This window comes from Micromonospora sp. NPDC093243 (assembly GCF_044753725.1).
GTDB lineage: Bacteria > Actinomycetota > Actinomycetes > Mycobacteriales > Micromonosporaceae > Micromonospora.
This window is the reverse complement of the sequence record NZ_JBIVNT010000008.1, coordinates 105,892-126,705: the sequence shown is the minus strand read 5'-3', so window position 1 is coordinate 126,705 and position 20,814 is coordinate 105,892. Positions and strand designations below refer to the sequence as shown.

The following is a 20,814-nucleotide window of genomic DNA, read 5'->3' as shown; positions in this document are numbered from 1 at the left end:
GCCGGGTGAGGGTCGTGGCGGGAGACCGGCTGAGCGCCGGCGTGCTGACCGGTGCGACCGTGCTCGCCCTGGTCGTCGGGGCCTGGTGGTGGCGGGCCAACGCCCCGGTCACCGGCCCGGCGTCCGACGGGGCCAGCCTCCCGTCGGCGGACGCCGAGCGCTTCGTGTCCTCGGACTCCGACACCGGCGCGGTCTTCCACGTGGACCCGTCCACCGGCGCCGCCTTCCGGGTCGACAGGGCTCCCGACGGCGGCGACCCGGGCGAACCGCAGTCGCGTGGCGACGACGCCGACGCCGATCTGCCCTGGTCGCCGAACACCTACTGGCGGGAGCGGACGACGCTGAGCCCGGAGCGGGGCGTGACCCGGCAGTCCGCCGGTGAGGACGGCGTCCGCTACCTGCTGCAGGGTCGCTGCTCGGGGCCGGGCGAGCTGCTGCTCGTGATCACCGGTTCGCGCTCCGACGAACGTTCCCAACCGACCTGCGACGGCTCGTTGCAGGTGCAGGTGGTGACCGGGGCGGGCAAGCCCATCCGGATCTCCCTGACGACCGTGGACAGCGAACCGGTCCGGATCGAGGCGCAGCTCGTCGGGCTCGACTGACCGAAGGGCAGACGAGGGCGGCGAGCGCGGCCGGGTCGAGGGTCCGGCCGCCGGCTCAGGCGGCCAGCCGGGCCAGGTCGGCGCGGTAGGACCCGACCGGGCCGAGGTCGGGGTGCACCGAGACCACCAGGCCGGCGCGGTCCACCAGCACCGCGCCGAGGGCGCCTGGCCGGGGTGGCAGGTGCAGGAACGAGCGCAGGCCATCCGTGGGGTCGGCGAGCGCCCGTACCGCGGCTGCGCCCGCTGTCGGCGTGGCCGGTGCGGCCCCGAGGTGCGTGACGGTGACCACGGTGACCCCCGGCGGCGCGGCGGCGATCGCTTCGGCGACCCGCTCCGGGCAGGTGCAGGAGTCCACCAGGATGATCACCGCGGGCACCAACCCGCGCAGCGGCACCGGTGACTGCCCGGCGTCGACCAGGTCCAGGGCGGGCAGCGGCCGGCCGATCAGCGCCGCCGGTGGGGCGTAGGGGCCCGGGCTCGGGCGGTCGGTGGTCCGCGTCGAGCGGGGCCAGTTGACGGCGACCAGCCCGGCGAGCGTGGTGAGGACCGCGACCAGCAGGACCAGCAGCGGCAGCCCGAGCGGTGGTCGCCCGGCCGCCCGGCGGGCGGCCCGGCGTAGTTCCCGGCGCACCTGCGCGGCCTCGGGGGCGAGCGCGGTGGCGTCGTCGGGGACGACCACGCGTCCCCACTCCGGTGGTAGGTCGGGCAACCCTTCGGGCGGCCCGTGGCCTTCAGCGTCCGGCATGCCCATCGGACCCCCTGAAACCGTCTCGGAGAGCGGACAGCGGCTCACCTTCCAGCCTCCCGCACCGGGGCCGGGTCCCGCTACACCTGGGCGCGAGAGCGGCCAGCGGGATACCATGGGAGGAGCGCGTAGCCCTTGATCTCGGCGTTCCGTTCACCCGTACCGGGATGTCATCCCTACGTTACGGAGCGTGTCCGAACCATTGGTTTGACTGCCTGTCAAGCCGAAGAAATACCTCTCACAGGGCCCCTGAGCTGCGCCAACGGTCAGGACAGCGGTGAGACATCGGTGCCTGAGCGTGTTACCCTAGACACAGCGAAAGGGGTTTCGAACCTATGGTTTTCAGTGTCGGCGAGACCGTTGTTTACCCCCACCACGGGGCCGCACTCATCGAGGCAATCGAGACTCGGGTCATCAAGGGCGAGCCTAAGCAATACCTCGTCCTGAGGGTCGCGCAGGGTGACCTGACGGTCCGGGTGCCGGCCGAGAACGCCGAGATCGTGGGTGTGCGCGAGGTGGTTGGCGAAGAGGGCCTGGGCAAGGTCTTCGACGTTCTCCGGGCTCCGCACACCGAGGAGCCGACCAACTGGTCGCGGCGTTACAAGGCGAATCTGGAGAAGCTGGCCTCCGGCAACCCGCTGAAGGTGGCCGAGGTCGTGCGTGACCTGTGGCGCCGGGAGCGGGAGCGGGGTCTTTCCGCGGGCGAGAAGCGCATGCTCGCCAAGGCCCGCGACATTCTCGTCGGCGAGGTCGCGCTGGCCGAGAAGAGCACCAAGGACGAGGCGGAGACGCTGCTCGACAAGGTTCTGACCGAGGCCTAGTCCGCACAGCATCGACGTACCCACTTCGTGGCGAACAAACCACCGAGGACCGCGACGTGACCGCGCAGCTCAATCCGCGCGGTGACGTCGCGGTCCTCGTTCCTGCGGCGGGTGCCGGCGTACGGCTCGGCCCGGGCGGGCCCAAGGCGCTGCGCCTGCTCGCCGGAGAGTCCCTGCTGGTGCACGCGGTGCGCCGGCTCGCCGCGGCTGGATCCGTGCGCACCATCGTGGTGGCGGCCCCGGCCGCCGAGGTCGACGCCGTCCGGGCAATGCTCGCTCCGGTGGCGCCGGTGACCGTGGTGCCCGGCGGAGCGGAGCGGCAGGCGTCGGTGGCCGCCGCGCTGGCCGCCGTGCCGTCCGGTCCGGAGATCATCCTGGTGCACGACGCGGCCCGGGCGCTCACCCCGCCCGAGCTGGTCGAGGCGGTGGCCGCCGCCGTTCGCGAAGGCCGGCACGCGGTGATCCCGGTGCTCCCGGTGGTCGACACGATCAAGGAGGTCGGCGCCGAGGAGGTCGTGCTCGGCACCGTGGACCGCTCCGCGCTGCGGGCGGTGCAGACCCCACAGGGCTTTCGCCGGTCGGTGCTGACCGCCGCGCACGCCGCAGCGGGCGACCCGCTCACCGACGACGCCGGCCTGGTGGAGAAGCAGGGCGTTCCGGTCTTCTGCGTTCCGGGCTCCGAGTACGCCCTCAAGATCACCCGACCGTTCGACCTGGCGCTGGCCGAGCATCTGCTGGCCACGGCCCGCTGACGCCGTACTCTCTGATCATGATCGTTCCCCGGGTCGCCATCGGCACCGACGTGCACGCCTTCTCCGCCGGCCGGCCGTGCTGGGTGGCCGGCCTGCTCTGGCCGGACCAGGACGGGCTGGCCGGGCACTCGGATGCCGACGTCGCCGCCCACGCGGCCTGCAACGCGCTGCTCTCCGCGGCCGGCCTCGGCGACCTGGGCGCCAACTTCGGCGTCGACCAGCCCGAGTGGGCCGGCGCGTCCGGGGTCGTGCTGCTCACCGAGACCGCCCGCCGGGTCCGCGCCGCCGGCCTGACGATCGGCAACGTCTCGGTGCAGGTGGTCGGCAACCGGCCGAAGATCGGGCCGCGCCGTGAGGAGGCCCAGCGGGTGCTCTCCGCGGCCGTGGGCGCGCCGGTCACCGTCTCCGCCGCCACCACCGACGGGCTCGGCTTCACCGGGCGCGGCGAGGGGCTCGCCGGCATCGCGGTCGCTCTGGTCTACGACGCTCCGGCCGCCTAGGCTCGCCGCGATGTCCAGCGACGCCGCCCCCGACCAGTCCGCCGCCGACGGCTACCTCCAGCGCGCCCAACTCCTCGCCGAACTCGGGCGCTACGACGAGGCCGCCGCCGAGGTCGCGTACGCGGTCGCCCTCGAACCGGAGAACGCCGCCGCGCTCACCCTGCTGTCCCGGGTGCACCTGGCCGCCGACCGGCCGACCGAGGCGCTCACCGCCGCCGACGCCGCGCTGGCCGCCGCGCCGGGCACCGTGCCGCCCCTGGTCGTGCGGGGAATGGCCCTGGCCGACCTGGAGCGCTACGCGGAGTCCGCCCGGGCGGCCGACGAGATCCTGGCTCTCGGCCCTGACGACGCGTACGCCCAGTTGAGCGCGGCGGCCATCCTGGCCGGCTCGCGCAACGGCCAGCTGGCGCTCAACGCGGCCTGGCGCGGAGTCGAGCTGGCCCCGGAGGAGCCGCGGGCGCATCTGGTGCTCGGCATGGTCGCGGCCCGGCTGGAGCTGTTCGACCTCGCCGAGCGCGCCTACCGGGAGGCGCTGCGGCTCGACCCGCAGCTCGCCAAGGCCCGGCATGACATCGGCGTGATCCGGCTGGAGCAGCGGCGCTGGAGCGAGGCGCTGGAGCACCTGGCAGAGGCCGCCGCGATGAACCCGGGCCGGGTCGACTCGGGCCGGACCATCTCGGCCGGCCTGCGCCAGCTCATTGTCTACGGCGCCGGCTGGTCGATGATCACCGCCGTGTTGATCGCCTGCCTCGCCCCCGGCAGCGCCGGCCTGTCCCGCGTCGCCGCCGCGCTCGCGGCGCTCGGCGGGGCCGCAGTGGTGTGGCGCTTCGCCGCCCGGATGCCGGGGCTGTCCCGGACCATCCTGCCCGGCCTGCTCCGCTCCGACCGCGCCCTGGCCCTGGCCGTCTACGCGGCGGCCGCCGCACCGGTGCTGATCCTCGTCTACGCCCTGGTCGGCACCCCGTGGCCGCTGGTGCTCGCCATCGCCACCGCCGCCACCGCGGAACTCGTCGTCTGGCTGCGTACGCCGGTGTGAGCACGGCCGGCGGCGGTCCGCCGGCCCAGGGCGACGATGCTCAGGGGCGGCGCGCCCAGGTCCAGGCGTAGCCCGGGTCCTCGCAGGTGGCGGCGGCTTCGCAGAGGTCGAGCGGGCGGAAGGTGTCGACCATGACGGCCAACTCGTCGAAGAAGTCCGCCCCGATGGAGCGTTCGGCGGCACCCGGCTGCGGGCCGTGGGTGAAGCCGGACGGGTGCAGCGAGATCGAGCCCTGCTCGATGCCGGAGCCGCGCCGGGCCTCGTAGTTGCCGCCGGTGTAGAAGAGCATCTCGTCGGAGTCGACGTTGTGGTGGTTGTAGGGCACCGGGATCGCGTCGGGGTGGTAGTCGACCTTGCGCGGCACGAACGAGCAGATCACGAAGTTCGGACCCTGGAAGGTCTGGTGCACCGGCGGCGGCTGGTGGATCCGGCCGGTGATCGGCTCGAAGTCGTGGATGGAGAACGCCCACGGGTAGAGGTGCCCGTCCCAGCCGACCACGTCGAAGGGGTGGTGGGCGTAGACGTGCCGGGTCCACCCGCGTCGGTGCCGGACCAGCACCTCCACCTCCTCGCCGTCGACCAGCAGCGGCGTGTCCGGCCCGCGGACGTCGCGCTCGCAGTACGGCGAGTGCTCGAGGAACTGCCCCCGCACCGAGAGGTAGCGCTTGGGCGGGCCGATGTGGCCGGCCGCCTCGATGGTCAACAGCCGGACCGGCTGGTCGCCGGTGGGCACCAGCCGGTGGATGGTCGAGGTCGGGATGATGACGTAGTCGCCGGCCACCGCGTCGAGGACGCCGAACGTCGACTCGACCCGCAGCGTGCCCGACTCGACGTAGAGGCACTGGTCGCCGGTGGCGTCGCGGAAGAGCGGTGACGGCCGGTCGGCCAGCACGTACGCGATCCGGACGTCGTCGTTGGCCAGCAGGTACTGGCGGCCGAGCACCGGATCGGCGCCGGCCGAGTCGAGCTTGTGGGTGCGCAGGTGCCGGGGCTTCAGCGGCAGGTTCGGCGCCCGGGTCCAGGCCGGCGGCGCGAACTCCTCGGCCGCCAGGATCGCGGTCGGGGCGTACCGGTGGTAGAGCAGGGACGAGTCGGAGGAGAAGCCCTCCTGGCCCATCAGCTCCTCGGCGTAGAGGCTGCCATCGGGCTGGCGGAACTGGGTGTGGCGCTTGCGCGGCAGCTCGCCGACGCTGCGGTAGTACGGCATCTCGCCTCCCGATGGGTCCCGTGCCCGGCCGGCCCGTCCGCCGCCCGGCCGCTCCCGAGGGCGTCCGATAATCGGACGCGGTTGTCCGTTCCTTGCCAGCGTCGCGTACATTCTTGTTCCGTGTCAACGCAGGTGCCCGCGCTCCTCGACGGCCTCGTGGACGACGCCGCCGTCTTCCCACCCGGCAGCGCCGCGCTGCCCGACGCCGTCGCCGCCCACCGGCGGCACCGCACGGCCTGGTACGCCGACCTGGTCGGCCCGCTCCTGGTCCCCGCCTCGGCTGTCACCGCCGGCGAGCTGAACGGTCTCGTCGACCCGGCTGAGGGCTTCGTGGTCGGGGTCGTCGGTGACACCGGCATCGAGAGCCTGCCCCTCGCGCTGTCGTTCCTTGCGCCGGACGGCGTGACGGCCCGTCAGGTGGAGGTGGCGGTCGCGAGGCGGGGCGAGGACCCGCTCCCCGGGATCACCAGCCTGCTGCGTCTGCGCGACGAGCTGGCGGGCGTCGACGCCGTCTACGCCGAGGTGCCGCTCGCCTTCGGGCTGATGCGGGCGCTGGACGCGCTCGCCGCGGCCCGCGCCGACGGGCAGCCGGTCGCGGCGAAGTTCCGCACCGGTGGGCTGGCCGCGGAGCTCTTCCCGACCCCGAGCGAGCTGGCCGCGGTGATCTGCGCCTGCCGCGACCGCGACCTGCCGTTCAAGCTGACCGCCGGGCTGCACCACGCGGTCCGGCACCTCGACCCGGAGACCGGGTTCACCCACCACGGGTTCGCCAACGTGCTGGCCGCCACGCTCGCCGCCGCCGAGGGCGCGGGCGTGCCGGCCGTCGCCGAGCTGCTCACCGCGGCCGACCCGCGCCCGCTGATCCAGCGCGTGGAGGGCCGGCTGGAGGCCCCGCGCCCGCTGTGGATCGGCTTCGGCTCGTGCAGCATTGAGGAACCACTGACCGATCTGACCCGGCTGCGGCTGGTGAACGGGGGCGAGGGCGCATGACCTGGGTGACGGGTGCTGAGGGCTCGCCGTACGGGGTGGCCAACCTGCCGTACGGGGTCTTCGCGCAGGACGGGCGCGAGCCGCGGATCGGCGTACGGATCGGGGACTTCGTGCTCGACCTGGCCGGCGCCGAGGCGGCCGACCTGGTGCTGGCCGGCGGCGCCCTGTGCTCGCCCACCCTGAACGACTTCCTGGCGCTCGGGCGTCCGCAGTGGACCGCCGTCCGGCAGCGGGTGACCGAACTGCTCACCGACCCGGCGCACCGGGCGGCGGTCGAGCCGCTGCTGGTGCCGCTGGCCGAGGTGCGGATGCAGCTGCCCTTCGCGGTGGCCGACTACGTCGACTTCTACTCCTCCGAGCACCACGCGGGCAACGTCGGGCAGATCTTCCGGCCGGGTCAGCCGCCGTTGCTGCCGAACTGGAAGCACCTGCCGATCGGCTACCACGGTCGGGCCGGCACGGTGGTGGTCTCGGGCACCCCGGTGATCCGCCCGAGCGGCCAGCGGGCCGCCACGACCGGTCCCGTCTACGGCCCGTCGGTCCGGCTGGACGTCGAGGCCGAGGTCGGCTTCGTGGTCGGCGTACCCAGCCCGCTCGGCACCCGGGTCGGCGCCGAGGACTTCGCCGACCACGTCTTCGGCGTGGTGCTGGTCAACGACTGGTCCGCCCGGGACATCCAGGCGTGGGAGTACCAGCCGCTCGGCCCGTTCCTCGGCAAGTCCTTCGCCACCTCGGTCTCCGCGTGGGTGACCCCGCTGGACGCCCTCGCCGACGCGTTCGTGCCGGCGCCGGAGCAGGACCCGCCGGTCGCCGACTACCTGCGCGACGTGCCGCACCTCGGGCTGGACCTCCGCCTGGCGGTCGAGTGGAACGGGGAGCGGGTCAGCGAGCCGCCGTTCGGCACCATGTACTGGACGCCCGCCCAGCAGTTGGCCCACCTGACCGTCAACGGCGCGTCGCTGCGCACCGGTGACCTCTACGCCTCCGGGACCGTCTCCGGGCCCGAGCGCGGGCAGGTCGGCTCGTTCCTGGAGCTGACCTGGGGTGGCGCCGAACCGGTGAAGCTGGGTACGGGGGAGACCCGGACCTTCCTCGAGGACGGCGACACGGTCACCATCACCGCGACCGCACCGGGCCCGGACGGCACCACCATCGCCCTCGGCGAGGTCACCGGCACCATCCTTCCGGCCCGCTGAACCCGGGAGCCGACCAGGCCACAGAGTCGGGAGCCCGACACTGTCGGGGTGCCCCGGCCTGCGGCCAGCCGGGCGGCTCCGGATGTCCGATCGTGATCATCTGTTGATCGCACCAACTGTGCGATCAAGGCCGTACCCTCCCGCGTTGATCGCTCCGGATTCCGTCGCCCCGTCGCGCCGGTCCGGGCCGGCCCGCCGGTCGCGACCGGTCGGGACGGGGCGTGTCACCGCACAGGGAGGTAGTCACGATGCACGATCTGGCCGGCGCCGTCTGGCGCACCAGCAGCCGCTCCAACGACCAGGGACTCTGCGTGGAGGTGGCGGACAATCTGGTCGACGTCCTCGGCGTCGTCGGGGTACGCGACTCCAAGGACCAGGCCGGCCCCACACTCGCGGTGAGCCCGCCGGGGTGGACAGCCTTCGTCGACGCGATCCGGGGCGGTCAGTTCGACCGCTGACCGCTCGGACCCGCCGAGGCCGCCGGGCGTACCGACCGGGATCTCCCACCGGTGGATATTCCGCCCGGCGGTCCCCGAACCACGCTCACCCGGCGTACCGTCGAGGCCACGGGAGGTGGCATGTCGACGGTGGCGGTTACCCGGCTGATCGAGGCGCACGCCATCGATGTCTGGCGCCTCCTGACCGACCTGCCCGACCGGGCCGGGCGAAACCTCGCCGGCCCGGTCGAGCTGCTCACTCCCGGCGCGTTCGGGCCGGGCACGGTCTGGCGCGAGCCCCGGTCCCAGCCTGACGGCAGCATCCTGGTCGAGGAGTTCTGCGTGGTCGAGGCGGTGCCGCCCCGGCTGCTGGTGCTCATCTCCTCCGGGGCCGGTGTCGACTACCGGATCACCTGGACGATGCGTGCCGCACGGCGGCGGCGCAAGGGCTGCACCTCGGTGACCGTCACCCACGAGGCCGTGCCGACCGCGCCGTACGGCCGGGTGGTCGCGCTGCTCCTCGGCGGGCTCGCCGCCCGGGCGGTGGAGCACGCACTCCGGCGCGACCTCGCCGATCTCGCGGTCGCCGCCGAGCGGCCGGCCGGGGCCGTCGAGGCCGCCTGAGCGTCCGCCTGCGGAAGCCGCCCGCCCCATCGGCCGCGCGTCGCCGAGGGCTCGACACCTGACCGGGCTCGGTCAGCTTCCGCTGGGTAGGGTGCCGGGCGGAGGTGCGCATGGGGTTCCCGAACGGCCGGCGACGCGTCGTACTGGCGGTCGCGGTGCTGCTCGTCACCGCCGCGATCGCGGCGACGGTCTACCGGGTGCTCGCCCCAGCCGAGGTCAGCACCGTCGCCCGGGCCGGATACCCGGCGGCGGCCCAGCCGGCCGTCGGCGTGGTCGGCCGGCTGCCCGCGGCCCCGCTGATCGTGGACGGGCGGCTGCGGGTGTACGCCGCGCACCGCCAGGTCTACGCCGACCGGCCGGTCGACGGGCGGTACCGGACCAGCCCGTACTGGTCGTACCGGCGCTGGCCGGCCGAGCTGGTCGGGGTGGTGGCCAGTGGCACCACCGTGGTGAGCCATTGGTCGGACGGGCGGCTGGTGGCGTTGGACGCGCGGACCGGCGAGGTGGCCTGGCGGGCCGACGGCCCGGCGCCCGAGCGGAAGCCGCAGACCCGGCGTACCAGGGCGGCCATCGTGTGGGATCCGCCCGGGCTCTACCTCACCCGCGCCGCCGACGGCCGGGAGGTGCTGGTGGCGACCGGTGCCGGGAATGCACGTGGCGTCGAGCTGGCGAGCGGGCGCGAACTCTGGCGGACCGGGGTCGCGACGGGCTGCCGTAGCGACGTCGGCACCACGCCGACCGGGCAGGTGGTGAGCGTTGACGGCTGTGCCGGAGCGGCCGTCGTCGAATTCCGCGACGCGGCCACCGGCACGGTGGCCAGCCGGTGGCGGCCGCCGGGCGCGGGCGACGAGCTGGTGGTCGCTCCGGTGGGCTGTCGGGCCGGGCGCTCCGGCTGCGCCGCGCTGCGTACGGCCGCTCCGGGGGACGCGGCGGGCCGGGGTTGGCTGGTCGGCAGTGGACCGCCGGTGGCCGCGCCCGCGCTCGACGGGCTCGACACCCAGCTCGTCGGCGAGCAGGCGGTCGGGATCGTCGAGGGGGTGCTGGTCGGCCGGTCCGCCCGGACCGGAGCCGAGCTGTGGCGCCGCCCCGACCTCGGGCCGGGCCGGGTGATCGCGGTCCAGCCGGGCCGGGTGCACCTGCTCACCGATGCCCGGGACCTGGTCACGCTCGACCCCGCGACCGGGGCCGAGCGGTCCCGGTTCACGCTGACGGTCGGACAGGACGGCACCGGCTACACGCCGGGGGCGGCGTACGCCGCGGACGGCTACGTGGCCGTCGAGCGGCTACGGGAGCCGGTCGACCCGGAGGCGGACGACCAGGCCTTCTTCCTCACGTCCGAGCCGCTGGTACTGGCGGCGACCTGAACCGCGGAACACGCCCTCAGCTTGCTCGACAAATCGGACATTAGTTACTATAGTCACACGTGTGCGACTCCTGGCAGCCCTGGTGGGCGTGATCGTCATTCTGATAAGCCCCGCGCCGGCCGAGGCCGCGCCGGTGCTCCGGACGTTCCAGGTGGCCCTCACGCCGGGGGTCGACATCACCGTGCCGGCGTCGGTCAACCTCGGTGCCGGCGCCGTGGGCGGCACGCTCACCGGCCAGCTCGGCCCGGTCGAGGTGACCGACTTCCGCGGCCCGATCAACCCGAACGCCTGGGTGGCCACCGTCTCCGCCACCGTCTTCACCACCGGGCCCGGTGGTGCTCAGCGCACCATAGCCAGGGACCGGATCTCGTACTGGTCCGGCCCGGCGACCCGGAGCACCGGCGGCGGGACCCTCGTCCCCGGCCAGGCCACCGCCGCGCAGGCCGTCACGCTGGCGGTGACCCGCGAAGCGTTCCGCAAGACGACCGGCAACGGCAACAACACCGTCCGGTGGGCCCCCGCGATCCGGGTGGCCATCCCCACCGGCATCGTCGCCGGGACCTACCGGGGGACAATCACCCACTCTGTAGCCTGAAGAGTGATTTGTCTGAATAGTCCCTGTTAATGACCTTCTGCCCTCTTACCGTCATCGTCATGAAGAAGCCACTTCTTGCCCTGACCGCCGCCGCGGCCGCCGTGGTGGCCCTGGCGACGCCGGCCGCTGCCGCGCCGACCGGCGACACCATCGTCACCTTCACCGTGGCCACCGCCGACCTGAACATCTCCGTCCCCGCCGCGGTGAACCTCGGTTCCGTCTTCTCCGGCGGCAACCTCACCGGCGAACTGGGCACCGTCACGGTCACCGACCAGCGGGCCGCCCTGAGCGCCACCTGGGTCACCACCGTGTCGGCCGGCTCGTTCAGCACCGGCGGCGGCACGCCGGCGGAGACGATCACTCCCAACCTGGTGGAGTACTGGTCGGGCGGCTTGGTCAGCAGCACGGGCACCGGCTTCGTACCCGGCCAACCCACCGAGGCCGACCGGGTGAACCTGGGCGTGCCGAGGGTCGCCTTCTCGAAGACGTCGGGTACCGGCAACAACACCGCCAGCTGGGCTCCGGACATCCAGATCAGCGTCCCGGACACCGCCGTCGGTGGCACCTACTCGGGGGTGATCACCCATTCGGTGGCATGACCACACCCGCGCGCTCGCCCTGGCCGTGACCCTCCTGGTCACGACCGGGGCGTCGGCGTCGGCCGCGGTAACCGGGCCGGCGCCCCGATCACCCGTGCTCGTCGAACCGGCCGTCCCCGAGGCCGACGTGCCGGCGGAGGAGACGACGGGAACGGGCACCGACCGAGGAACGCCGACACCGCAGCCGAGCGGACCGGAGGTGTCCGTCGGGATCCGGCTGCTCGACGCCCCGGTCGATCGGCGCGACGACACCCGGGCGCACAAGTACGTCGTCGACCACCTCAAGCCCGGCACCACCATCAAGCGCCGGGTCCTGGTCGAGAACGACTCCGAACTCCATCGGAAGGTGTCCCTCTACGCCGCCGCGGCCCGGGTCGGCGACAGCGGCTTCGAGTTCGCCCCGGACCGCACCGAGAACGAGCTGAGCAGCTGGATAACCGTCGAACCGGCCGAGGAGGCGCTGGCACCGGGCGAAGAGGTCGAGGCTCTGGTGACCCTCGAGGTGCCACGCAAGGCCGAGGCCGGCGAGCGCTACGCGGTCATCTGGGCCGAGGTGCCCGGCACGGACGACAAGAACGTGCAGAACATCGGCCGGGCCGGCATCCGGGTCTACCTTTCCGTGGGCCCCGGCGGCGAGCCGCCCTCGGGCTTCGAGATCGGTCCGCTCACCGGCGGCCGTGAGAAGGACGGGACGCCGTTCGTCAGCGCCGAGGTCCGCAACACCGGCAAGCGCGCACTCGACCTGGCCGGTGAACTCTGGCTCAGCGACGGGCCGAGCGCGCTGGCCGCCGGGCCGGTGAAGGCCGAGGCGAAGACCCTACCGCTCGACGGCAGCACCACAATCCGGGTGCTGCTCGACCGTCGGCTGCCGGACGGGCCATGGGCGGCCAAGCTCGCCTTGGCGAGCGGCTGGACGAAGCGGACCGCCACCGGCACGGTCACCTTCGGCGAGGTCTCCGCCGCGGCGGCGGCCAGCAGCGAGGACCGCTCCGACGAGGTCCTGACCGGCGGCCTGGTCACCTCGGTGCTGGTGCTGGCGCTGTTCGCGGTCTACGCGCACCGGCGGCGAACCCGGATCCGGCAACCCGCGCCGGCCGCCTGATCGTCCGGTCCGGTCCGCGCCTCGGGGAAGGCGGACCGGACCGGATCCGGCGTCAGGTCAGCGCGGCCTCGGCTGCGGCGAGGAAGGCGTCGTTCTCGGCCGGGGTGCCGATGGTGACCCGGACCCCGTCACCGGCGAACGGCCGAACGATCACGCCGCGCGCCTCGCACGCCTTCGCGAACGGCACCGCGCGGTCGCCGAGCGGCAGCCACACGAAATTGGCCTGGCTGGTCGGCACGTCCGGGACGAACTTGCGAAGCGCCTCGGTGACCCGGTCCCGCTCGGCCACGATCAGGGCGCACCGGCGCTGCACCTCGGCGGCCTGGGTGAGCGCGGCGAGCGCCCCGGCCTGGGCGGCCAGGCTCGCCGAGAACGGGGTGACCACCTTGCGGACCGCCGCCGCCACCTCGGGCTGGGCCACCAGGAAACCGATCCGCAGCCCGGCCAGGCCCCAGGCCTTGGAGAGGGTACGCAGCACCGCCACGTTCGGGCGGTCGAGGTAGGTCAGCCCGTCCGGCACGTCCGGGTCGGTGACGAACTCCCGGTACGCCTCGTCGATCACCACGAGCACGTCGTCGGGGACGGCGTCCAGGAAGCGGTCCAGCTCCGCCCGGCGGACGGCGGTGCCGGTCGGGTTGTTCGGGTTGCAGACCAGGACCATCCGGGTCCGGTCGGTCACCGCCGCCGCCATGGCCGCGAGATCGTGACCGTGGCCGGCGTCGTTGGGCACCCGCACGCTGGTCGCACCGCTGGTCGCCGCGATGATCGGGTACGCCTCGAACGAGCGCCACGCGTAGACCACCTCGTCGCCGGGGAGGCAGGTGGCCCGCACCAGGTGCTCGGCGAGCGCCACCGATCCGCAGCCGGTGGCGATCCGGTCGGCGTCCACCCCGTACTTCTCGGCGAGCGCGTCGCGGAGGGCGACCACACCCATGTCCGGGTAGCGGTGCGCCCCGGCGGCGGCTTCGGCGACCGCCTCCACCACACCGGGCAGCGGGCCGTACGGGACCTCGTTGCTGGCCAGCTTGATCGCTTCCGGCAGGCCCAGCTCGCGGGCCAGATCGGCCGGGCTGCGACCGGGCACGTAACTGGGCAGCGCGTCCAGGTCGGCGCGGGTCAGTCGCGGCCCCGGCTGGTGACGTCCGGTGTCGGTCATGGGGTGTCTCCCGAGGGGTCGGTGCGGTCGTCCGGGGTGGTGGTACCGGTGCTGCGGGGAACCTGCACGACCACGGTCCGCGCCCGCTTGTCGTGCAGCGCCTGGCGCAGCGGGTGGTCGAAGAGCGGGGAGAGCGCGTCGATCAGCTGGAGCAGCAGGCCGAGGCCGCAGCAGTACCAGAGCAGGGTGGGCACGCCGCCCAGGGTGTTCCAGCGGCGCAGCGCCGGGCCGAAGCCGAGCGGCTGGTCGGCGGCGAGCGGCACCGCCTTGATCCGCATCACCCGTTTGCCGAAGGTCTGGCCGGACGAGGCCATGGCGGGCACCTCGTAGGCCAGCCAGAGCCCGGCGGCGATCACCAGGATCACCACCTGGAGGAGGCCGGCCTGCTCGCCGGGCTGCGGCAGCCCGTCGGTGGAGGAGTTGCCGGCCAGCGCGCGGCGGAAGATCTCCCGCCAGTACGGCGCCAGCTCCTGGTAGAGCCGCCAGACGAACCAGCCGTTCACCACGACGTTCAGCGCGAGGAGGATGGCGAAGTCGATCAGGCGGGCGACCAGCCGGCTGCCGTACCCGGCCAGCGGCAGCCCGTGCGGCCGCGGCTCAGGCTGCCGTACGGGCCAGCCCGGCGGCGCCCAGCCGGGCGGCGGCCCACCTTGCTGGCCGTAGCCGGGCACGCCTGGCTGGCCGTAGCCCGGTCCGCCCGGCTGGCCGTAGCCGGGTCCGCCCGGCTGGCCGTAGCCGGGGCCGCCTGGCTGGCCGTAGCCCGGTCCGCCCGGTTGGCCGTAGCCGGGGCCGCCTGGCTGGCCGTAGCCCGGTGGGGCCTGCCAGCCCGAAGTGGGCCCGGCGGCGGGCGGCGGGTAGCCCGGGCCGGTGGCCGCGGGCGGCGCCGAACCCGGCGACTGGCCGGGCGCGACCGGCTGCGCGGCCGGCACGGGCGGCGGCTCGACCGCCGGCGGACCGTCCGGTGGGGTGGCGTCGACGGGGATGGGCGCGCCGAGCCAGCCCTCGCCGTCCCAGTATCGCCGGGTCTCAGGATCGGCGGGATCGACGTACCAGCCGGGTTGCACACTCACGCAGACACCTTAACGACGACCGTGCCGGCGAACCTGTCGTGGAGGCACTGCTGCCAGGGCTTGTCCCAGAGCTGCCAGAGCCCGTCCAGGTAGCTGAGGCCCGGCACCAACGAGGCGGCCAGGTACTGCACGAGCCACCGCCGGCCGGCCATCCCCCGGTTCAGGGTCAGGCTCGGGTCGAGCGGCACCACCCGGATCTTCATCGCCTTCTTGCCGAGCGTCTGGCCACCGCGCTTGAGGTATTCGACGTGGTAGAGCCAGTAGAACGCGAGCATGACGACCAGCAGCCCGAGCTCCGCCAGCAGCAGCGGGAGCATGACCTCGGTCATGATCGTGCCCGGGTCGGGCTCGACGAGCGTGCCGTCCGGGTTGGTCCGGGTCATCTCGGTGAGCATGTTCCACCAGATCACCAGGAAGACCGGCATGAACAGCAGCATCGCCACCGCGCCCGCGATCGCGGCGTCCAGCAGCCAGGCCAGCAGCCGGTCGACGAAGCTGGCCAGCGGCTGCCCGGCCGGGGTCAGCGTCGGAGGTTGCGCGGGATGGGGCGGCCCGGCATACGGGTAGTGCGGCGGCGGGTGCCCGGGCGGAGCGTACTGCGGCGGGACCGCGTACGGCTGGGGGGCCGGACCGGCGGGGGGCGCGAAGCCGCCGGCGGTGGGTGGGGGCCCACCGGCCGGCGGCATCGGGTACGACGGGGGTTGCGTCACGCTGGCAAGTGTTACAGGTTGCCGCGGGCTTCCTGCTCCCGCTCGATGGCCTCGAAGAGCGCCTTGAAGTTGCCCTTGCCGAAGCCGAGCGAGCCGTGCCGCTCGATCAGCTCGAAGAAGACCGTCGGGCGGTCCTGCACCGGCTTGGTGAAGATCTGGAGCAGGTAGCCGTCCTCGTCCCGGTCGACCAGGATCTTGCGGGCCTTCAGCTCCTCGATCGGCACCCGCACCTGGCCGATCCGGGCGCGCAGCTCGGGGTCGTCGTAGTACGAGTCGGGGGTGTCGAGGAACTCGACGCCGGCTGCCCGCATCGCGTCGACGCTGGCCAGGATGTCGTTGGTGGCCACCGCGATGTGCTGGGCGCCCGGGCCCTGGTAGAACTCCAGGTACTCGTCGATCTGCGACTTCTTGCGGGCGATCGCCGGCTCGTTGAGCGGGAACTTCACCTTGCGGGTGCCGTTGGCGACCACCTTGCTCATCAGCGCCGAGTAGTCGGTGGCGATGTCGTCGCCGACGAACTCGGCCATGTTGGTGAAGCCCATGACCCGCTTGTAGAACTCCACCCACTCGTCCATCCGGCCGAGCTCGACGTTGCCGACCACGTGGTCGACCGCCTGGAAGAAGCGCTTCGGCTGGATGCCGGCGTCGATCATCGGCTGCCGGTCCACGATCGGGCCGCGGGCGACGAAGCCGGGCAGGAACGGGCCGGTGTAGCGGGAGCGGTCGACGAGGGTGTGCCGGGTGTCCCCGTACGCGGCGATGGCGGCCATCCGGACGGTGCCGTGCTCGTCGCTGACGTCGTGCGGCTCGACCAGGCCGGTCGCGCCCTGCGCGGTGGCGTGCGCGTACGCGGCGTCGACGTCCGGCACCTCCAGCGCGATGTCGCTGACGCCGTCGCTGTGCCGGGCGACGTGCTCGGCGCCGTCGGCGTCCGGACGGACCGCGCCGGTCAGCACGAACCGGGCGGAGCCGCTGGTCAGCACGTATTGGGCGTGGTCCCGGTAGCCCTGCTCCGGGCCGCGGTACGCCACGCACGTCATGCCGAACGCGGTGGAGTAGTAGTGCGCCGACTGCTTCGCGTTGCCGACCAGGAAGTGCACGTGGTCGAGGCCCTTGACCGGGAACGGGTCGTGGGTGATGTCGTGGTCGACGGCGCCGACGAGCTGGTCGGCGTCGACCTCCTCGGTCGACTGCGGTCGGTCGATAGCCTGGGTCATCGCGGCCTCCCTCGCGTACCGGCCGGCCTCGTGGGCCGCCGTGATGGTTATGTGGCGAGGATCGCCGGGCCGGGGCTGGGTGGGCAACTGTCCGGGTAATCGCTGGTCAGGTTGCACATTCGGTATGGTGGTCACCCGTGAATGGTGTGCAGGATGCACAGCTCGACGAGCTGGACGCGCGGTTGATCGAGCTGCTCGCCGAGGAGCCCCGGATCGGGGTGCTGGAGTGCTCGCGCCGCCTCGGCGTGGCCCGGGGCACCGTCCAGGCGCGGCTGGACAAGCTGGTCGACCGGGGGGTGGTCCGCGGATTCGGGCCGGACATCTCACCGGCGGCGATCGGGTTCGGGGTGACCAGCTTCGTGACCCTGGAGATCAGCCAGCGGCACGGGCACGACCCGGTCACCGCCCACCTGGCCGCCATCCCGGAGGTGCTGGAGGCGCACACCATCACCGGCTCCAGCGACCTGCTCTGCCGGATCGTGGCCCGGTCGAACACCGACCTGCAGCGGGTGATCGACCAGATCGTCTCCTCCGCGGGGATCACCCGTGCCTCGACGATCATCGCGCTGGCCGAGCAGATTCCCTACCGCACCCTCCCGTTGGTCCGGTCCGCCGTCCGCCGGTGACGGCCGGCCCCCGATAACACCTCTTCGCGCAGAAAGCGCGGCGACACGGCGGCGCGGGTGCCCGACGCGTCGTTGATCGTGGCTACCGTGTGCGTGTGGCGAAGGGGAGCGGCCTTGAGAACGCGTAGCGTGTTGCTGCTCGCGTTGATCGCGGTCATCGCCCTCGCGGCGACCGGGGTCTGGAACCCCTTCCCGGCCATGTGGGACTGGGTGGACCGGAGCGAGCCCATCTCCGAGCCGGACGTGGTCTGGCAGCAGCGCATCGGCGGCACCCCGAAGAGCGTCACCTTCGCCGGCGACGCCGTCGTGGTCGAGCAGCGCACCCGCGTCGAGGCGCGCGCCCTGGCCACCGGCGACCAGCTCTGGGAGCGCAAGGCGGACTGGGCGGCGGTCGCCGGCGCCGACCGGAACTCCGTCGTCGTGGTGGGCAAGCTGCTGGTCAAGGGGTACGAGGTGCTCGACCCGACGACCGGGGTGACCCGACGGCGGGACGACGACGCGGTGGCCGTCTGGACGTACCGCAACATGCTGTTCGACGCCCGCTGCACCGAGCCGACCGACTGCACCCTGAGCGCCTGGGACGCGCGCGGCACCGCGCCACTGTGGACGGCCTTCCTGCCCGGTGTCGGCAGTGGCCTCTTCGCCGACAATCCGGGGCTGCGCGGCACCCGCCGGCTCACCGCGACCCGCATCGAGGAGGGCGTCGCCGGCCCGGAGCCGGTGCCGCCGCTGCTCGGCTTCCCGGTCGACGGCCGGGTGCACGTGGTGGACACCGCCACCGGCGCGGTGCTGCAGAACGTCGAGCCCGGCCGCGAGGAGCGGCTCTCCGTGGTCGGCGGTCGGCTGCTGCGGATCAGCGCCCGATCCCAGGACGGCAGCTGCTACTTCGCGATCTCCGGCCGGGACCCGGCGACCGGGCAGGAGGTCTGGCAGCGGTCCGGGATCAACCTGCGTACCGCCGACAACGCCGGTTGCCCGCAGCGGGAGGACCCGCAGGGCGCGCGGAACGTGCTGGTCGGCGTCGCGCCGGACGCCCGGGAGGCGGTGCTCGACGGCTACGACGGGCGGCTGCTCTGGGTCGGCGAGGCGGGGCAGAAGCTGATCGCGGTCGACGACCGGTACGCGCTGGTCCGGGCGGGCGACCAGCGGTCGGTGACGGCCCGCGGGCTGGGCACCGACCGGGTGCTCTGGACCCGACCGGCCGGCGGAAAGGCGGGAGCGGCGCTCACCCCCTACGCGGCGGTGATCGCCGACGAGAAGCCGTCCCGGCTGGTCGCCCTCGACCCGCGCAACGGTCGGGAGTTGGCCGTGCTGCGCACCTCCGCGAACGCGCTGGCCGTCGGCCCCACCGGCATGATCATCGGCGAGGGGCGGGAGATCGGGTACGTCCGCTTCGGTGGCGCCGCGGTAACCCCCGCCCCACCCGGCAACGGCGGCGTCCCGGCGCCGGGCGGCACGAACCCGCCGCCCGGCGACGACGGCACCTGCGGGCCGAAGCGTGAACTCTGCCCCGATCCGGCCGGCGGCAAGGACGGCTGACCGGGTCGCGGCGTTCCGCGCCGGGGCGGGACTGCCCGGCCGGGGCGGGTCGCGAACCCCGCGCACCTGGGCCGGATGAGAGCGGCGTCCCAGCGGGCACCCGGCGGGTGGGAATGATCGACCGGTCTGCCCTAGGCTTTCCGCTCATGAGCAGTGCCGCCGCCTTCTCGTACGCCCCCCTGCTGCCGACCGGCCCCGACCAGACGGAGTACCGCCTGGTCACCGACGAGGGCGTCGACGTCGTACACGGTCCGGGGGGTCGCCGGTTCCTCACCGTGGAGCCGGCCGCGCTCACCGCGCTGACCGCCGAGGCGATGCATGACATCGCGCACTACCTACGCCCCGCGCACCTGGCCCAGCTGCGGTCGATCATCGACGACCCGATGGCCTCGCCGAACGACCGCTTCGTCGCGCTCGACCTGCTGCGCAACGCCAACATCGCCGCCGGCGGGGTGCTGCCGATGTGCCAGGACACCGGCACCGCGATCGTGATGGGCAAGCGCGGCCGGCACGTGCTGACCGACGGCGCCGACGCCGAGGCGATCTCCCGGGGCGTCTTCCAGGCGTACACGAAGCTCAACCTGCGTTACTCGCAGCTTGCCCCGCTGACCATGTGGGACGAGCGGAACACCGGCAGCAACCTGCCGGCCCAGGTGGAGCTGTACGCCGAGGACCCGGACGGGCATCCGGACGCGTACAAGTTCCTCTTCATGGCCAAGGGCGGGGGCTCGGCCAACAAGTCGTACCTCTACCAGGAGACCAAGGCGCTGCTGAACCCGACGCGGATGATGCAGTTCCTGGAGGAGAAGCTGCGGCTGATCGGCACGGCCGCGTGCCCGCCGTACCACCTGGCCATCGTCATCGGCGGCACCTCCGCCGAGTACGCGCTGAAGACCGCCAAGTACGCCAGCGCCAAGTACCTCGACTCGCTGCCCACCTCCGGCTCGATGACCGCGCACGGCTTCCGGGACGTGGAGCTGGAGGCCGAGGTGCTGGAGCTGACCCGCAACTTCGGCATCGGCGCGCAGTTCGGTGGCCGCTACTTCTGCCACGACGTCCGGGTGGTCCGGCTGCCCCGGCACGGCGCGTCCTGCCCGGTGGCGATCGCCGTCTCCTGCTCGGCCGACCGGCAGGCGGTCGCCAAGATCACCCCGTCGGGCGTCTGGCTGGAGCGACTCGAGACCGACCCGGCGCGCTTCCTGCCCGACGTCACCGACGAGACGCTCGACGCCGAGATGGTCGTCAAGGTCGACCTGAACCGGCCGATGGACGAGATCCGCGCCGAGCTGTCCAAGTACCCGGTGAAGACCCGGCTCTCGCTGACCGGCCCGCTGGTGGTGGCCCGGGACATCGCCCATGCCAAGATCGCCGAGCGGCTGGACGCGGGCGAGCCGATGCCCCAGTACCTGCGCGACCACGCCGTCTACTACGCCGGCCCGGCCAAGACCCCCGAGGGCTACGCCTCCGGCTCGTTCGGCCCGACCACGGCGGGGCGGATGGACGCCTACGTGGAGAAGTTCCAGGCCGCCGGCGGCTCGCAGGTGATGCTCGCCAAGGGGAACCGCTCCGCCCAGGTGACCCGCTCCTGCCAGCAGCACGGCGGTTTCTACCTCGGCTCGATCGGCGGCCCGGCGGCCCGGCTCGCGCAGGACTGCATCCGCCACGTCGAGGTGCTCGAATACGCCGAGTTGGGCATGGAGGCGGTCTGGAAGATCGAGGTGGAGGACTTCCCGGCCTTCATCGTGGTCGACGACAAGGGCAACGATTTCTTCGCCGAGGTCACCAAGCCGGTGCTGACGGTCGGCCGCCGCTGACCTGCCGCGTCAGTGCACAAAGGGCGCTGGGCTTCTGCCCGGCGCCCTTCGTCTGCCGGAGCTGCGACGGTCGACGTCGGTGCGCCCGCCACCTCTGGGTTCAGGCGGGCGC

At 73.4% G+C, this 20,814-nt stretch carries 22 protein-coding genes; 16 read left to right on the top strand and 6 right to left on the bottom strand.

What is annotated here, in order from left to right; translation table 11 throughout:
- Positions 1-5: 5 nt before the first annotated feature.
- Complete coding sequence (locus tag ACIP9D_RS26025; protein WP_350873503.1) at positions 6-602, top strand: hypothetical protein; 597 nt, start codon at positions 6-8, stop codon at positions 600-602.
- Between the two features lie 55 nt (positions 603-657).
- Here the strand turns inward: ACIP9D_RS26025 and ACIP9D_RS26020 are convergent, their stop codons facing one another.
- Positions 658-1,353: a hypothetical protein gene (locus tag ACIP9D_RS26020; protein WP_350873502.1), complete on the bottom strand. Its 696-nt coding sequence runs from the start codon at positions 1,351-1,353 to the stop codon at positions 658-660.
- Positions 1,354-1,682: 329 nt separating this feature from the next.
- Here ACIP9D_RS26020 and ACIP9D_RS26015 point away from each other — a divergent pair, with 329 nt between their 5' ends.
- The 4 genes from ACIP9D_RS26015 to ACIP9D_RS26000 are packed head-to-tail and all read left to right on the top strand — an operon-like array spanning position 1,683 to position 4,456.
- On the top strand, positions 1,683-2,168 hold the full coding sequence (locus ACIP9D_RS26015; RefSeq protein WP_007073334.1) for a CarD family transcriptional regulator: 486 nt from the start codon (positions 1,683-1,685) through the stop codon (positions 2,166-2,168).
- 56 nt (positions 2,169-2,224) lie between these two features.
- Positions 2,225-2,920, top strand: a complete 696-nt coding sequence (ispD, locus tag ACIP9D_RS26010) for a 2-C-methyl-D-erythritol 4-phosphate cytidylyltransferase (protein WP_350873501.1) — start codon at positions 2,225-2,227, stop codon at positions 2,918-2,920.
- A gap of 14 nt (positions 2,921-2,934) precedes the next feature.
- A complete protein-coding gene (ispF, locus tag ACIP9D_RS26005) occupies positions 2,935-3,420 on the top strand; it encodes a 2-C-methyl-D-erythritol 2,4-cyclodiphosphate synthase (RefSeq protein ID WP_350873667.1) in 486 nt (161 codons plus the stop codon).
- A 10-nt stretch (positions 3,421-3,430) separates the two neighbouring features.
- Positions 3,431-4,456, top strand: a complete 1,026-nt coding sequence (locus ACIP9D_RS26000) for a tetratricopeptide repeat protein (protein ID WP_350873500.1) — start codon at positions 3,431-3,433, stop codon at positions 4,454-4,456.
- Positions 4,457-4,496: 40 nt separating this feature from the next.
- Here ACIP9D_RS26000 and ACIP9D_RS25995 read toward each other — a convergent pair whose 3' ends face one another.
- Positions 4,497-5,663: a cupin domain-containing protein gene (locus tag ACIP9D_RS25995; RefSeq protein WP_350873499.1), complete on the bottom strand. Its 1,167-nt coding sequence runs from the start codon at positions 5,661-5,663 to the stop codon at positions 4,497-4,499.
- A 120-nt stretch (positions 5,664-5,783) separates the two neighbouring features.
- Between ACIP9D_RS25995 and ACIP9D_RS25990 the strand changes: the two genes are divergently transcribed.
- The 8 genes from ACIP9D_RS25990 to ACIP9D_RS25955 all read left to right on the top strand — a co-directional run bounded on the left by ACIP9D_RS25990 (position 5,784) and on the right by ACIP9D_RS25955 (position 12,570).
- Positions 5,784-6,653 carry a hypothetical protein gene (locus ACIP9D_RS25990; protein ID WP_350873498.1) on the top strand — a complete coding sequence of 290 codons (870 nt, stop codon included), beginning with the start codon at positions 5,784-5,786 and terminating at the stop codon, positions 6,651-6,653.
- Positions 6,650-7,849 (top strand): fumarylacetoacetase, encoded by a 1,200-nt coding sequence (gene fahA, locus ACIP9D_RS25985; protein ID WP_350873497.1) that lies wholly within the window; start codon positions 6,650-6,652, stop codon positions 7,847-7,849. Before ACIP9D_RS25990 ends, fahA begins: the two co-directional genes overlap by 4 nt.
- Positions 7,850-8,097: 248 nt before the next feature.
- Positions 8,098-8,307 carry a DUF397 domain-containing protein gene (locus ACIP9D_RS25980; protein WP_350873496.1) on the top strand — a complete coding sequence of 70 codons (210 nt, stop codon included), beginning with the start codon at positions 8,098-8,100 and terminating at the stop codon, positions 8,305-8,307.
- A 120-nt stretch (positions 8,308-8,427) separates the two neighbouring features.
- Positions 8,428-8,910, top strand: a complete 483-nt coding sequence (locus ACIP9D_RS25975) for an SRPBCC family protein (RefSeq protein WP_350873495.1) — start codon at positions 8,428-8,430, stop codon at positions 8,908-8,910.
- Positions 8,911-9,020: 110 nt separating this feature from the next.
- Positions 9,021-10,274, top strand: a complete 1,254-nt coding sequence (locus ACIP9D_RS25970; protein ID WP_350873494.1) for a PQQ-binding-like beta-propeller repeat protein — start codon at positions 9,021-9,023, stop codon at positions 10,272-10,274.
- Between the two features lie 61 nt (positions 10,275-10,335).
- A complete protein-coding gene (locus ACIP9D_RS25965) occupies positions 10,336-10,869 on the top strand; it encodes a hypothetical protein (protein ID WP_350873493.1) in 534 nt (177 codons plus the stop codon).
- Positions 10,870-10,928: 59 nt separating this feature from the next.
- Positions 10,929-11,468: a hypothetical protein gene (locus tag ACIP9D_RS25960; protein ID WP_350873492.1), complete on the top strand. Its 540-nt coding sequence runs from the start codon at positions 10,929-10,931 to the stop codon at positions 11,466-11,468.
- A 199-nt stretch (positions 11,469-11,667) separates the two neighbouring features.
- Positions 11,668-12,570 carry a hypothetical protein gene (locus ACIP9D_RS25955; protein ID WP_350873491.1) on the top strand — a complete coding sequence of 301 codons (903 nt, stop codon included), beginning with the start codon at positions 11,668-11,670 and terminating at the stop codon, positions 12,568-12,570.
- 52 nt (positions 12,571-12,622) lie between these two features.
- Here the strand turns inward: ACIP9D_RS25955 and hisC are convergent, their stop codons facing one another.
- From hisC to hppD, 4 genes are read right to left on the bottom strand one after another with little or no spacing between them, the layout of a single operon-like run.
- Positions 12,623-13,726, bottom strand: coding sequence for a histidinol-phosphate transaminase (gene hisC, locus ACIP9D_RS25950; RefSeq protein WP_350873490.1), 1,104 nt, complete (start codon positions 13,724-13,726; stop codon positions 12,623-12,625).
- Entirely contained in the window at positions 13,723-14,796 is a 1,074-nt protein-coding gene (locus tag ACIP9D_RS25945; RefSeq protein ID WP_350873489.1) for an RDD family protein, read from the bottom strand. The genes hisC and ACIP9D_RS25945 overlap by 4 nt, the downstream gene beginning before the upstream one ends.
- Entirely contained in the window at positions 14,793-15,506 is a 714-nt protein-coding gene (locus ACIP9D_RS25940) for an RDD family protein (RefSeq protein ID WP_350873488.1), read from the bottom strand. Before ACIP9D_RS25940 ends, ACIP9D_RS25945 begins: the two co-directional genes overlap by 4 nt.
- Before the next feature lie 11 nt (positions 15,507-15,517).
- A complete protein-coding gene (gene hppD / locus ACIP9D_RS25935) occupies positions 15,518-16,723 on the bottom strand; it encodes a 4-hydroxyphenylpyruvate dioxygenase (RefSeq protein ID WP_350873487.1) in 1,206 nt (401 codons plus the stop codon).
- A 137-nt stretch (positions 16,724-16,860) separates the two neighbouring features.
- On the opposite strand from hppD, the gene ACIP9D_RS25930 reads away from it, so the two are divergent.
- From ACIP9D_RS25930 to ACIP9D_RS25920, 3 genes are all read left to right on the top strand, one after another.
- Complete coding sequence (locus ACIP9D_RS25930) at positions 16,861-17,349, top strand: Lrp/AsnC family transcriptional regulator (protein WP_350873486.1); 489 nt, start codon at positions 16,861-16,863, stop codon at positions 17,347-17,349.
- A gap of 132 nt (positions 17,350-17,481) precedes the next feature.
- Positions 17,482-18,888, top strand: a complete 1,407-nt coding sequence (locus tag ACIP9D_RS25925) for a PQQ-binding-like beta-propeller repeat protein (protein ID WP_400451147.1) — start codon at positions 17,482-17,484, stop codon at positions 18,886-18,888.
- Between the two features lie 146 nt (positions 18,889-19,034).
- Positions 19,035-20,702, top strand: a complete 1,668-nt coding sequence (locus tag ACIP9D_RS25920) for a fumarate hydratase (RefSeq protein ID WP_350873485.1) — start codon at positions 19,035-19,037, stop codon at positions 20,700-20,702.
- Positions 20,703-20,814 lie beyond the last annotated feature (112 nt).